Annotated in this window: 14 protein-coding genes and 1 pseudogene; 6 read left to right on the plus strand and 9 right to left on the minus strand. The window is 73.3% G+C overall.

What is annotated here, in order from left to right; all coding sequences use genetic code 11:
* Positions 1-95: 95 nt before the first annotated feature.
* From FIP57_RS09085 to FIP57_RS09100, 4 genes and pseudogenes are all read right to left on the minus strand, one after another.
* Positions 96-1,040, minus strand: a complete 945-nt coding sequence (locus tag FIP57_RS09085) for a DUF5926 family protein (protein ID WP_148573217.1) — start codon at positions 1,038-1,040, stop codon at positions 96-98.
* 71 nt (positions 1,041-1,111) lie between these two features.
* Positions 1,112-1,495 carry an ATP-binding protein gene (locus FIP57_RS09090; protein WP_162529735.1) on the minus strand — a complete coding sequence of 128 codons (384 nt, stop codon included), beginning with the start codon at positions 1,493-1,495 and terminating at the stop codon, positions 1,112-1,114.
* 222 nt (positions 1,496-1,717) lie between these two features.
* Positions 1,718-2,548, minus strand: a complete 831-nt coding sequence (locus tag FIP57_RS23185; RefSeq protein WP_338039900.1) for a glycerophosphodiester phosphodiesterase family protein — start codon at positions 2,546-2,548, stop codon at positions 1,718-1,720.
* A gap of 50 nt (positions 2,549-2,598) precedes the next feature.
* Positions 2,599-3,417, minus strand: a pseudogene (locus FIP57_RS09100) (EamA family transporter); the annotation flags it as partial.
* A gap of 85 nt (positions 3,418-3,502) precedes the next feature.
* Here FIP57_RS09100 and FIP57_RS09105 point away from each other — a divergent pair.
* From FIP57_RS09105 to FIP57_RS09115, 3 genes are read left to right on the plus strand one after another with little or no spacing between them, the layout of a single operon-like run.
* Entirely contained in the window at positions 3,503-4,006 is a 504-nt protein-coding gene (locus FIP57_RS09105; RefSeq protein ID WP_148573220.1) for a MarR family winged helix-turn-helix transcriptional regulator, read from the plus strand.
* Between the two features lie 22 nt (positions 4,007-4,028).
* Positions 4,029-4,907 carry an ABC transporter ATP-binding protein gene (locus FIP57_RS09110; protein WP_148573221.1) on the plus strand — a complete coding sequence of 293 codons (879 nt, stop codon included), beginning with the start codon at positions 4,029-4,031 and terminating at the stop codon, positions 4,905-4,907.
* Positions 4,904-6,130: an ABC transporter permease gene (locus FIP57_RS09115; protein WP_148573222.1), complete on the plus strand. Its 1,227-nt coding sequence runs from the start codon at positions 4,904-4,906 to the stop codon at positions 6,128-6,130. Before FIP57_RS09110 ends, FIP57_RS09115 begins: the two co-directional genes overlap by 4 nt.
* A 6-nt stretch (positions 6,131-6,136) precedes the next feature.
* Here the strand turns inward: FIP57_RS09115 and FIP57_RS09120 are convergent, their stop codons facing one another.
* On the minus strand, positions 6,137-6,697 hold the full coding sequence (locus tag FIP57_RS09120) for a protein-L-isoaspartate O-methyltransferase family protein (RefSeq protein WP_148573223.1): 561 nt from the start codon (positions 6,695-6,697) through the stop codon (positions 6,137-6,139).
* A 72-nt stretch (positions 6,698-6,769) separates the two neighbouring features.
* Here FIP57_RS09120 and FIP57_RS09125 point away from each other — a divergent pair, with 72 nt between their 5' ends.
* Positions 6,770-7,279: a mycothiol transferase gene (locus tag FIP57_RS09125; protein ID WP_148573224.1), complete on the plus strand. Its 510-nt coding sequence runs from the start codon at positions 6,770-6,772 to the stop codon at positions 7,277-7,279.
* Positions 7,280-7,650: 371 nt separating this feature from the next.
* Here FIP57_RS09125 and FIP57_RS09130 read toward each other — a convergent pair whose 3' ends face one another.
* Positions 7,651-8,844, minus strand: a complete 1,194-nt coding sequence (locus tag FIP57_RS09130) for an ATP-binding protein (RefSeq protein WP_148573225.1) — start codon at positions 8,842-8,844, stop codon at positions 7,651-7,653.
* Positions 8,845-8,973: 129 nt separating this feature from the next.
* The gene (locus tag FIP57_RS09135; protein WP_148573226.1) at positions 8,974-9,198 is read right to left on the minus strand and encodes a hypothetical protein; all 225 of its coding nucleotides are present in this window, start codon (positions 9,196-9,198) and stop codon (positions 8,974-8,976) included.
* Positions 9,199-9,259: 61 nt separating this feature from the next.
* Between FIP57_RS09135 and FIP57_RS09140 the strand changes: the two genes are divergently transcribed.
* Positions 9,260-10,132 carry an Fpg/Nei family DNA glycosylase gene (locus FIP57_RS09140; RefSeq protein WP_148573227.1) on the plus strand — a complete coding sequence of 291 codons (873 nt, stop codon included), beginning with the start codon at positions 9,260-9,262 and terminating at the stop codon, positions 10,130-10,132.
* A gap of 1 nt (position 10,133) precedes the next feature.
* Here the strand turns inward: FIP57_RS09140 and aat are convergent, their stop codons facing one another.
* Positions 10,134-10,817: a leucyl/phenylalanyl-tRNA--protein transferase gene (gene aat / locus FIP57_RS09145; RefSeq protein WP_148573228.1), complete on the minus strand. Its 684-nt coding sequence runs from the start codon at positions 10,815-10,817 to the stop codon at positions 10,134-10,136.
* Positions 10,818-10,934: 117 nt separating this feature from the next.
* On the opposite strand from aat, the gene FIP57_RS09150 reads away from it, so the two are divergent.
* A complete protein-coding gene (locus FIP57_RS09150) occupies positions 10,935-11,654 on the plus strand; it encodes an EcsC family protein (RefSeq protein WP_148573229.1) in 720 nt (239 codons plus the stop codon).
* Between the two features lie 6 nt (positions 11,655-11,660).
* Here FIP57_RS09150 and FIP57_RS09155 read toward each other — a convergent pair whose 3' ends face one another.
* Entirely contained in the window at positions 11,661-12,860 is a 1,200-nt protein-coding gene (locus FIP57_RS09155; protein WP_148573230.1) for a hypothetical protein, read from the minus strand.

The following is a 12,860-nucleotide window of genomic DNA, read 5'->3' on the forward strand; positions in this document are numbered from 1 at the left end:
CAACAACGACCGGGCGCGCCCACTATATGACCGGGGTCCACGTTCCACAACCACGCTGCCCGGCGGCGCGGCGAGGGCGGAAGTGCCCCCCCGGATCAGCGGATCGTGACCTGCCGGTTGGCGAGGCCGAGCCGCGCCGAGCGCTCCTCGGTGGTGAGCGGAGCGTTCTCCGTGACCGCCTCCGCGAACGCGGTGGCGAGGGCGTCGAGCGGCTCCTCCAGGGCCTCCGGGCCGGTGCCGACCGGGAGGTCCCACACCGGGACGAGCAACCCGTGGGCGCGGAAGGCGCCGACCAGCCGGCCGTCGTCGACGAGCCGGTCGCGGCCGGCGGCGTGCAGCCGGGCCAGCGCGTCGAGCGCGGTGTCCTCGTCCTCGCCGAGCACCCAGCGCAGGTGCTCCTTCGTGCCGACGTTCGTCCAGTACGCCGCCTCGGCGGAGGTCAGCCTCGCCGAGGGGGACGCCGCGGCGTTGGCCTGCTCGAGCGAGGCCGCCACCGAACCGGTCGGGTCGTCGACGTCGGCGATCCAGAACTCGAACCCCTCGTGCACGGTCACGGTCAGGGGCTCGTCGTCGACGAGGTCCTGGAGCCGCGGCCCGTCACCCGGGTCCTCGGTCAGTCCGACCATCGCGCCGGGCTCGGCCTCGAGCGCCTGCTGCAGCACGGCGGCGAGCTCGCGGCTCGGGTCGCCGAAGCCGTGCTGCACCTGCAGCCCGAGCCACACGGTGCCGTCGGCGCGGACCAGGGCCGGTGCGGCCATCGGCAGCAGGGTGGCGAGCAGCACCGGCCTCTCCCCCTGCTCGGCGAGGGGCAGCGGGGCGGTCGCCGCCGGCACCAGCTCGCGGAGGGCGACGAGGTCGCGCTCGAAGGCGAGCCCCGCGAAGGGGCGGGCCACCCGCCGGGTGGTCGGGCCGGAGGGGCTGCCGTGGCAGTTCTTGTACCGCCGGCCCGAGCCGCACGGGCACGGCTGCCGGGGACCCACCTCGCCGGCCGGGGTCTCGGCACCCTGAGGACGGTTCTTCTGACGCGCGCGCTTGCCCATGGCCCGCAACCTACCGACCGGCCGTGGGCCGGGGTGCGGCGCGTCAGGGGCCGGTTCGGATCCGGCCAGGATCAACCCTGCAGGGGGATCCGGACGTGCACCGTGGTCTGACCACGGTCGCTGTCGACCCACCAGCGGTCGACCAGGGCCTCGACGATGCTCAGCCCGCGGCCTGAGATCGCCGACCGCTCGGTGCTCACGACCTGGGGGCTCGTCGTCCCCCCGCCGTCACTCACCGAGATCACCAGGTCGCTGCCCTCAAGCGCCCACGAGACGGCGATGTCGTTCACCGGCAGCGGCGCCGCGTGGCGCACGCTGTTGCCGACCAGCTCCGAGACCACGACGCGGGCGTCGTCCACGGTCTCGCCCTCGAACCCCTTCGACTCCAGCCAATTGCGGAGCTCGCGCCGCACGACCGAGGCCGAGGGCGCCTGGAAGGGCACTCTGAGGTTCACAGCATCAGGCTGCGCCGGCATGTTTCCGTCCCACACATGGCTCGCCTTCCGCCTTCCTCGCACCGGTCCTGCAAATGCTTCCCGGGGCACCTGCCGCCAAACACCTGCGGCGCCGTGCGGCGGCCCACAGCGGGCTGCTCGGTGGGCTGCTCGGTGGGCTGCTCGGTGGGCTGGTCGGCGGGCTGCTCGGCGGGCTGGTCGGCTGGCGGTCGTTCCCCCGCGTCACCCGTCGAGCAGCCGTCGGATGTGGCCCGGCCGGTCCGTGATCACGGCCTCCACGCCCAGCTGCTGGCAGAGCGCCAGCTGGTCGGCGGTGTTCACGATCCAGACGTGCACCCGGTAGCCACCCTCGACCAGCCGGCGGCGCAGCCGGGGCCGTTCGCGGAGGGTCTCGACGCCGGGCCCGACGATCCACCCGGGACGGAGCATGCCGTGGATCATCGTCCAGGGAGTGGCGCCCTCGACGAGCAGGACGAGCTCGAGGTCGGGGGCGAGCCGGGCGACCCGGTTGAGGGCGAGCGCGGAGAAGCTCATCACGGTCACCGGGGCGTCGCTCCCGGTCCACCCGAACTCCTGGAGCAGCTCCACGAGCTTCCGCTCGACGAGCCCGGCGTACCGCGTCGGGTGCTTGGTCTCGATCGCCAGCCGCACCGGCCGGTCGTAGTCGCGGACCACCTCGAGGAGCCGGCGGAGGGTGAGGACCCGGTTGTACTCCAGGTCCATCTCCACCGCCTCGTCGTCGAGGTCCGCCCACGGACGCTTCCAGGACGCCGCGTCGAGCTCGTCGAGCTCGTCGAGGGTCATCGTCGACACGACACCTCGGGCGTTGGTGGTGCGGTCGACGCGACGGTCGTGGACGCAGACGAGGTGGCCGTCGGCAGTGAGCCGGACGTCGCACTCGAGCCCCTCGGCACCCTGGTCGAGGGCGAGGACGTAGGCACCGAGGGTGTGCTCGGCCTCGGTGTCGGTCGCTCCGCGGTGGGCGATGACGAGGGGACGTCGGTGGGGCTGCGCGGGCTCGTGCTGGTCGCCACGCCGGTCCATGCCCGCCATCGTGTCAGCAACACCGGCGCTTCGGCGCGCTGCCCCGCGGCGATGGCTCCGAGTGCCAGGACGAACCCGGCCGCCTGCACGGGCGTCAGGGTCTCGGCGAGCACCAGCCACCCGAGCAGGGTCGCGACCACCGGCGACAGCAGCGGCAGGAACGCGGCCTGGCCGGCGGGGAGCAGCGCGAGGCCGCGGAACCAGAGGACGTAGGCGACGAGCGTCCCCACGCCGCCCAGCCAGAGGTACCCCCACACGGCGGCCGCGTCCACCGCCGGGGGCGCGCCCTCGACGAGCAGGCTCAGCGGCGCCAGCACCAGGCCACCGATCGCGAGCTGCCACCCGGTGTAGGCCAGTAGCCCGACCGGCCGGCCCCAGCGACGGACCAGCACGGTGCCCAGCGCCATCGCGAGCACCCCGAGGGCGCCGGCGGCGACGCCGACCGGGTCGAGCGACGCGGCCGGGCCGAGCACGACGAGCCCGACGCCGATCAGTCCGGCGACCCCGCTGGCGAGCTGCCAGCCGGTGGCGCGCTCGGCGAGCAGCCAGGCCGCGAGCCCGGCGACCACCAGCGGCCCCGCCGCGCCGAAGGTCGCCGCCACACCGCCCGGGAGCCGGTACGCCGAGACGAAGAGCAGCGCCTGGAACGCCGCGATGTTGAGGAGCGCGAGCACCGTCGCCCGCCACCACCAGCGGCCCTTCGGCAGGGTGCGCGCGAACGCGACGAGCAGCAGCCCGGCAGGCAGCGTCCGCACCGCTGCGGTGAACAGCGGCCGGTCGGGCGGCAGCAGCTCGGTGGTGACCACGTAGGTGGTCCCCCACGTGACGGGGCCGACCCCCGTGAGCAGGGCCGTCGCGACGGCGCTCGAGCGGTTCATCTCTCACTCCTCAATATTTCAATGTTGAGAGATTACGCCCGTGCTAACTTGCCGTCAAACAGTTCAATGGTGAGAGGTTGGGCACATGCGGGACCACGTGGACACCGTGCTGGCCCAGTGGGAGCAGGAGCGCCCCGACCTCGACGTGGCGGCGATGGGCGTGATCGGCCGGCTCTCCCGCGCGTCCAGGCTGCTCGAACGCGGCGTCGACCGGGTGCTCGACCAGCGTGGCGTCGGCGGGGGCGAGTTCGACATCCTCGCGACGCTGCGCCGGACGGGAGCGCCGTACCGGCTGACGCCGGGGCAGCTGGTGCGCTCGTCGATGGTCACCTCCGGCGCCGTGACCGCTCGGCTGGACCGGCTCGTGGCCAAGGGGTTGGTGACCCGCGAGACCGACCCGGACAACCGCCGGTCGGTGCTCGTGACGCTCACCCCTCGGGGTCGACGGCTCGTCGACCGGGCCGTGGAGGCGCACGTCGCCAACGAGGAGGAGCTCCTCAGCGGCCTGTCGGGGCGCGAGCGGGAGCAGCTTGCCGGGCTGCTGCGGCGGTTGCTGGTGAGCCTCGGGGACGCCGCGGAGGAGCCCTAGCCCGGCCGGTAACGTCGCTTGCATGTTGCAGGTCAACCACCTCACGCGCCGGTACGGCGACGCGACCGCCCTGGACGACGTCAGCTTCGAGGTACGCCCCGGGAGGATGACCGGGTTCGTCGGCGCCAACGGAGCCGGAAAGACCACCACGATGCGGATCATCGTCGGCGTCCTCGCCCCGACGTCCGGCACCGTCACGTGGGGTGGTGAGGAGCTCACGACGGAGCAGCGCCGCCGCTTCGGCTACATGCCGGAGGAGCGCGGGCTCTACCCGAAGATGAGGCTCCGCGACCAGCTCACCTTCTTCGGCCGGCTGCACGGCATGACCGCGACGCAGGCGCACGCCCGCGCCACCGACCTCCTCACCAGGCTGGGGCTCGGCGAGCGGATCGACGACGTGCTCGAGACGCTCTCGCTCGGCAACCAGCAGCGCGTGCAGGTCGCGGCCGCGCTCGTGCACCACCCCACCGCACTGATCCTCGACGAGCCGTTCAGCGGCCTCGACCCGCTGGCCGTCGACACCATGGTCGAGCTGCTCTCCTCCGAGCTGTCCCCCGACCTGCCCGTGCTCTTCTCGAGCCACCAGCTCGAGCTCGTCGAGCGGCTCTGCGACGACCTCGTCATCCTCTCCGGCGGGCGCGTGGTCGCGGCCGGACCGGTCGAGGCGCTCCGTGACCAGGAGGCGCCGCGCTACCGGGTCGTGGTGGCCGAGGGCGGCGTCGAACAGCTCCGCTCGGCGGGGCTCACACTGCTGTCCACCAACGGCTCCGAGGCGGTGGTCGAGGGCAACGGTCAGCCCGCCGACCAGCTCCTCGACGCCGTACGACGGGCGGCGCCGGTGAGCGAGTTCAGCCGCGTCGTACGCCCGCTGTCGCAGATCTACCGGGACGTGATCGCATGAGCACCACCACGCAGACCGCCGCGCCGGGGCGAGGCTCCGGGTCCGCCGGCTCCTCCACCCCGGTCTGGCGGGTCGTCGCCGAGCGGGAGGTCACGACGCGCGTGCGGGACAAGACGTTCCTCGCCGCCACCGGCGTCTCGCTGCTGCTGGTCGTCGGGTTCTTCGTCGTGATGCTGCTGCTCGGTGGCGGCGCCGACGAGTACGACGTCGCGGTCACCTCCGACGCCGACGAGACCGTGCTGGCCACCGCGCAGGAGGTGATGCGGGAGTCCGGCTCGCCCGACGCCGAGCTGAACGCCGAGGTGGTCGACGACGCCGACGCGGCCGAGCAGCTGGTCCGCGACGGCGACGTGGACGTCGCACTGCTGCCGGCGGACGGCGGCTACACGCTGGTCGGTGACGACGAGATCGACGCCGGCCTCGCCGCGGGGCTCTCCTCCGCCGTGGCGTCGCAGGCGCTGCAGGACAACGCCGAGGAGCAGGGTGTCGACCTCGCGGCGCTCTCGGAGGGCACCGAGGTGCAGCAGCGGCTGCTCGACCCCAACGCCGACGAGGCGGACGCCCGCTCGGGCGTGGCCTTCGCGTTCGCGCTGGTCTTCCTGCTGACCGCGATGGGGTTCGGGATGACGATCGCCCAGAGTGTCGCGCAGGAGAAGGAGAGCCGGGTGGTGGAGATCCTCGCCGCCGCGGTCCCGGTCCGGGCGCTGCTGTGGGGCAAGGTCGTCGGCAACACCGTGCTCGCGATGGGCCAGATCCTGCTGATCACGGTGGTCGGCGTGCTCGGCCTGGTGGCCACCGGCCGCACCGACTTCCTCTCCGGCATCTCCGGCGCCGTGGTCGCCTACGTCGTCTTCTTCCTGCTCGGCTTCGTCGCGCTCGCGGCGCTCTGGTCGGTCGCCGGTGCGCTGGCCTCGCGGCAGGAGGACCTGAGCTCGACGACGCTGCCGGGGCAGATGCTCCTCTTCCTGCCCTACTTCATCGGCGCCTTCGGCAGCGACGACGTGCGCACCGTGGTCTCGATGCTGCCGATCGTCTCGACGATGCTGATGCCGGGACGGATGGCGGAGGGCGACGTGCCGTGGTGGCAGATCGGCGTCGCCGTGGCCGTGACGGTCGCCGCGATGGTGCTGTTCATCCGGATCGGGGCGCGGATGTACGAGCGCACCCTGCTCCGGACCGGCGGCAAGATCGGCTGGGGCGAGGCGCTGAAGGCCTCGGACTGACCGCTCCTACTCGACGAGCGGCACGAACCGGTAGCGGCCGTGCTCCGAGGTGGTCACGCCGTCGGCGGTCCGCTCCACGAGGAGCATCCGGCCCCGCACCGGGATGACCATCCGGCCGCCCTCGGCGAGCTGCTCCACCAGCGCGTCGGGGAGCGCGTCGGCCTCGGCGGACACGAGGATCCGGTCGTAGGGCGCCTGGTCCGGCAGCCCCAGCACGCCGGGGCCGGCGAGGTGGACCGTCGCCCAGCTCTGGCCGGTGGCGGCCACGTTGGCCGCGCCCGTCATCGCGAGGTCGTGGACCCGCTCGACGCCGAGCACCCGCCCCTCGGGGCCGACGAGGTGGGCGAGCAGCGCCGTGGTCCACCCCGATCCCGACCCGACGTCCAGCACCCGCTGCCCCCGGCGTACGTCGAGGAGGCGCAGCATGTCCTCGACCGTGCGTGGCTGCGAGTTCGTCTGGCCGTGGCCGATGTCGAGCGGGCCGTCGTGACCGGCGCGGCGGCGGGCTCGACGAGGGAGGAACCCCTCGCGAGGCACCTCCTCGAACGCCGTGCGGACCGCGTCCACCTGCCCAGCCAACCACTCCCCCCGCTCACGTCAAGGGTGTGTCGGCACGGCGCAGGTGAGCAGACTGGCCCCATGACGAGCCCTACCGACCTCCTGCTGGACGCCTTCGGCCGCGCGCACGACCTCGTGCCCGCCGCGATCGAGGAGCTCACCGTCGACGAGCTGCTCTGGCGACCCGACCCGGACGCGAACCCGATCGCGTGGCTGGTCTGGCACCTGACCCGGGTCCAGGACGACCACCTCGCCGAGCTCGGCGGGGTCGAGCAGCGGTACACCGCCGACGGGTGGGCCGACCGGTTCGGGCTGCCGTACCCGACCGACGCCCTCGGGTACGGCCAGAGCAGCGAGGAGGTCGGCGCCTTCCGGCTGACGGACCCCTCCCTGCTGACCGGCTACCACGAGTCGGTGCACGCGATGACCGTCGACGTGGTCCGCGACCTCGACGACCTCGACCGGGTCGTCGACGAGCGGTGGGACCCGCCCGTGACCGCCGCCGTCCGGTTGGTGTCGGTCGTCAACGACATCACCCAGCACGTCGGCCAGGCGGCGTACGTCCGGGGACTCGCCCTGCGTCGCCGCTGACCCGTTGTCCCCGGCCGATGTGGTGTTGAGCCGCCCCTCGTGGCGTCCGTTCTGGTGTTGAGCCGCCCCTCGTGGCGCGCGTTGGGTGGGTTGAGCCGCCCCTCGTGGCGTCCGGACGCGGCGGACCGACGATTGGTGTCACCTGGTGACACCGATCGGCTGACTGCTTGCCCGTGACCGGTCCGCCCTGTTCCGGATCGTTCAGGTGCGCGGACTTCGACGTCGTACGGCGCGGGTCGGGGCCGAAGTTCGTTCACCTGCAAGGGTCGGCCCGCCCACGCGCGCCACGAAGGGCGGCTCAACGCGGAAGCGTGCGCCACGAGGGGCGGCTCAACGCAGAAGCGTGCGCCACGAAGGGCGGCTCGACACACTCACGTGCGCTGGGCGCGGAGGAACTTGCCGAAGTGCGGGACGGTGAAGGCCACGGCTCCACGTTCGGCGGAGTAGACGAGCCCCTTCTTGATCAGCCCGTCGCGGGCCGGGCTCAGCGACTGCGGCTTGCGGCCCAGCGCCTTGGCGACCTCGGCGGTGGTGACCGACTCGTCGCCGTTGTTCGCCCCGAGGTCGGCCATGGTGCGCATGTAGTCGCGCTCGGCGGGGGTGGCCCGTTCGTACCGCGCCCCGAAGAACCCGACCCCGAGCTCGGCCTCCGCCTCGGGGGCCGCCTCGGCCACGTCGGCGCCCCGGATCGGGGACCCGACCGCGGCGTCCCAGGTGACCTTGCCGTACGCCTGCACGAAGTAGGGGTAGCCGTCGGTCAGCGCGTACAACGCGTCGAGCGCGTCCTGCTCGTAGCTGACCCCCTCCTCGGCGGCCGGCACCAGCCATGCCCGGTCGGCCATCTCCCGCGGCAGCCGGTCGACGGCGACGTACCGGAACAGCCGCTCGGCGTACGACTTCGACGCGGCCAGCGCGACCGGCAGGTGCGGCAGCCCGGCGCCGACGACGACGAGCGGCGACCCCTGCTGGCTGATCTCGTGGACCGCCCCGCACAGCGCGGCGAGCTCGGCCGGGGCGACGTCCTGCATCTCGTCGACGAAGAGCCCGACCCCGACGCCGAGGTCCCGGGCGAGGTCGGCGACGTCGGTGAACAGCTCGATCAGGTCGAGCTCGAGGTCGCCGGAGTCCGCACGTCCTTTGGTGGCCGGGACGTCGGACGGTGGGTTCCACCGGAACCCCTTGCGGTCCTTCAGCTCGGTGCGCTGCGCGAACGACTTCAGCACGCCGGCCACCGCGTCGACGCGGTCCGGGTCGCGGTGCCGGTGGCCGAGCTCGCGTACGGCGGCGTGGACGGCCTGCGCGATCGGCAGCCGGACCGACTGGTCGGGGCGGGCCTCGATCTTCCCGGTCCCCCACGCCCGGTTCACCGCCTGGCCGCGGAGCGCGTTGAGGAGCACGGTCTTGCCCACGCCGCGGAGCCCGGAGACCACCATGCTGCGTTCGGGGCGGCCGGCGGCGACCCGTTCGAGGGTCACCTCGAACTGCGCGAGCTCCCGGTCGCGGCCGGCGAGCTCGGGCGGCCGTTGGCCGGCTCCGGGGGCGTACGGGTTCCTGATCGGGTCCACGCGAGGACAGTATCCGCGTATCTAGCGTCCGCCCTAGATTTCGCTAGTCAGCCCTAGCGTGTCGTAGCGGTGGTTTCGACAAGCTCACCCACCTCGGGCGGGCGGTGGTTCCGACGAGCTCGACCACCCTCAGCTGGCGGCCCGCGCCGGGCCGGCCGGCAGCCCCTCGGCGAGCGCCCGGATGAACCGCGGCAGCTCCTCGGCCTCGAGCCGGAACGAGCCGGCGCACACCGAGTCGCGCCAGAGCGACAGCACGACGACGCCCTTCTCGCCGTGCCACGTCACCCGGAGGCTCCGGTCGCCGCCGCGCGGGTCGAGGAACACCTCGCCGCGCGCCGGGTTGACGCTCTGCATCGCTCCATGATGGCGCGCTCGCGCACCTCCGTCGAGGGACCGACCTCCCTACACTGACCGCATGCCCGAGCTCCCGGAGGTCGAGGCCCTCGTGCAGGACCTCCGCGGTCGCCTCGCCGACCGCGCACTCGTCCGTGTCGACCTGGCGGCGTTCAGCGCCTTGAAGACCTATGACCCGCCGCTCACCGCGCTCAGCGGGACGATGGTCGACGGTGTCGAGCGGCACGGGAAGTTCCTCGACATCTCCGCCTCCGGGCTCCACCTGGTCATCCACCTCTCGCGCGCCGGCTGGATCCGGTGGCGCGACAAGGTCCCGGCCACCCCGCCGAAGCCGAGCAGCAAGTCGCCGATGGCGGCCCGGGTCGTGCTCGACGACGACTCGGGGATCGACATCACCGAGGCCGGCACCCAGAAGCGGCTCGCGATCTACGTCGTGCGGTCGCCGGAGGAGGTGCCCGGCATCGCCCGGCTCGGCCCCGACCCGCTCGCCGACGAGTTCACGATCGAGGCGTTCGAGCAGATCCTCCGCGACGCCGGCCGGGCGCAGCTCAAGGGCGTGCTCCGCTCCCAGTCGACGATCGCGGGGATAGGCAACGCCTACTCCGACGAGCTGCTGCACGCGGCGAGGATGTCGCCGTTCAAGCCCGCGGCCTCGGTGGTCGAGTCGCCCGACGACCTCAGGACGTTGTACGACGCGATCCGGACCGTCCTGAAGGACGCGGTCGAGCGCTCCTCGGGGCTGGCGATGTCGGAGCTCAAGGGCGAGAAGAAGTCGCACCTCAACGTGCACGGGCGGACCGGCCAGCCGTGCCCGGTCTGCGGCGACACGGTGCGAGAGGTGTCGTTCGCGGACTCGTCGTTGCAGTACTGCCCTACCTGCCAGACCGGCGGCAAGCCGCTCGCCGACCGGCGGCTGTCGAAGCTGCTGAAGTAGCTCAGCGCCAGGGCGCCGGCAGCGGGAGGGCGATCGCCCGCCGGAGCCGGTGGAGGTACTCCTGACGGTCGACGGCGACGACCCCGAGGGACGCCAAGTGGGGGGTCTGCCACTGGACGTCGAGCAGCCGCTCCCCCGCGTGCTCGTCGGCGAGCAGCTCGACCAGCCCCAGCAGGGCGACCTTCGAGGCGTCGGTGCGGCGGTGGAACATCGACTCGCCGGCGAAGAGCCCACCGACCGCGACGCCGTACAACCCGCCGACGAGCTCGCCGTCGGCCCAGCACTCCACCGAGTGCGCCCAGCCGAGCCGGTGGAGCTCGGCGTACGCGCCGGCGATCGCTCCGTCGATCCACCCGCCGTCCCGCGACGGGTCGGCGCACGCCTCGACGACCGCGTCGAAGGCGGTGTCGACGCGCACCTCCATCCGGCGCGCCGACTTCCGCAACGACCGGGTGACCCGCAACCCGTCGAGCGGCAGCACGCCCCGCTCGACCGGCGACCACCAGGTCAGCGACCCCAGCCGCTCCCCCGGCATCGGGAACAGCCCGCCGCGGTAGGCCGCGAGCAGCGTCCCCGGCTCGAGGTCCGCGCCGACACCCACCAGGTCCTCGGGAAGGGCGGCGTCGACCTCCGGGTCGGTGAGGTCCGGGAACCGCCACGGCGTCGCTGGCGGCTCCACGGGCATGGGCCCATTCTCACCGCACCCGTCGAGCGACCCACCTCACGGCTGGCGTTGGACGGGATGGGCACACTGTCACCGTGCGGCCGCCGGCCGCACCCGGCGCGAAGGAGGTGTGGGTCGATGATCCGTCAGGCGATCCTCAAGAAGGTCATGCCCGACGTGCACCGCGTCGCGCCCGACCTCAACGCCGGCTTCGTGCACCAGACCGTGCAGCGCGCGATCCACGGCGTCGGCCCGCTCCCGCCGGCCGCGGCCGCCGCGGACAAGCAGCTCGAGGAGCAGGGCGGCGACGTCGACCGGGCCATCCAGGAGCTGATCGAGAACCACACCTCGCTGGCCGCGGCCCAGGGGTTCGTCACCAACCTCGGCGGGCTGGTCACGATGGCCGCGACCGTGCCCGTCAACATCACCGGGATGGCGCTGCTGCAGTGCCGGATGGTCGCGGGCATCGCCTACCTGCGCGGCTACGACCTCACCGACGGCCGGGTCCGCAACGCGGTGCTGCTGTGCACCCTCGGCGAGGACACGGTCAAGGAGCTCGTGAAGCAGCACAAGGTCCCCGGCACCCCGATGGTCGTCGCGACCGCACCGGCGTACGACCCCGAGCTCGACAAGGTGGTCGCCGCGGAGGTGACCACCGCCCTCGTCAACCGCGTCATCGGGAAGCGTGCGGCAGGCACGGTCGCCCGGCGCATCCCGGTCGCCGGCGGGGTGTACGGCGCGGGCAGCGACGGCTACGCCACCTGGCAGGTCGGCAAGTACGCCGCCCGCGAGCTCCGGTCCCGCAACAAGCCCGCCGAGCTCACCACCGACACGAAGCGCCGCTGGCCCCGCCGCTGACCCTGCTCAGCGCCGGACCACCCGCTTGACCGCCCGGTAGCCGCGGAGCACCGCACGGGACCAGCCCCGCTCGTCGGCCTTCGCGATCACCCTGCGGCGCGCCTTGAGGCTCCAGCCGATCTCGCTGCGGGCGATGTCGCGCTCGACCTCGAGCTCCCGGATCCGGCGGTGCAGCTCGTCGGTCTCCGTCCGCAGCTCGGCGGTGCGGATCAGCAACGCCTCCAGGCTGTGCAGCGCGGAGTCGGCGACCAGCCGGTGCGGCGGGCGGTCGGGGTCGGAGAACGGCAGGTGCTCCGGCTCGGGCCGCAGGTCGTCCAGCGAGCCGACGACGTCGTACTCCCGGGCGGCGAGGTCGCGGATCCAGGACTCCGAGAGGTCGACGGCCCAGCTGCGGACCTCGTCGGGGAGCCGGAGCGGCACCTTCCCCGGTCGCCGCGACAGCGTGCGGTGGGCGAGCAGCTCGCGGACGAACTCGCGGTAGTGCTCGTTCGCCAGCCGGCCGTTGACCCGCTGGTTGAGCCGGCGCACCATCGCGGTCTCCGCGACCCCGAGGGAGGGGTTGGCGCGCTGCACGCTCTCGGTGTCGTACGCGGCGGGGTCGAGCCCGAAGACCGAGGCGAACCGCTCCCACAGCAGCGTCGGGGGCGCCCCCGGGCGGGGCACGGTGACCACGTGCACCTGCTGCGGCGGCAGGTCGCCGCCCCACCGGTCGAGGATCGCCGGGATGTCCTGCACCCCCCAGAACCAGGTCGGGATGGTGCCGGTCGCGGTCGGGTCCATGATCTGGCGGAGGAACTGCTGGTAGCGCAGGGTCCGCCGGTGCTTGACGTTCTCCTGCCACTCGGCCGGGATCTGGCGCACCAGGTCGCGCACCGAGGCGATGACGTGGACCTCGGCGTCCGGGCCGAACGACTCCACGGCCCGGCGGGCGTTGTCCTTCGAGGCGGTCGCGAGGATCTCGTGGGAGATGATCACGGTCCCCGGCCAGGCGCGGACCTGCTCGGCGAGCCGGTCCCAGGCGCCGACCGCCTGCTGCTCGAGCCCGCCCCACGGCAGCTGCATCAGGTCGAGGGCGGCGAGGAAGTGGGCGTCGAACCGCTCGGCCGGGTAGAGGACCCCCTCCGCGGCGAGCCGCTCGCGGTTCTGGAACAGCAGGTCCTGCACGAACGACGTGCCGGTCTTGGGCGCCCCGACGTGCAGCAGCAC

This window comes from Nocardioides caldifontis (genome assembly GCF_008087345.1).
Lineage (GTDB): Bacteria > Actinomycetota > Actinomycetes > Propionibacteriales > Nocardioidaceae > Marmoricola_A > Marmoricola_A caldifontis.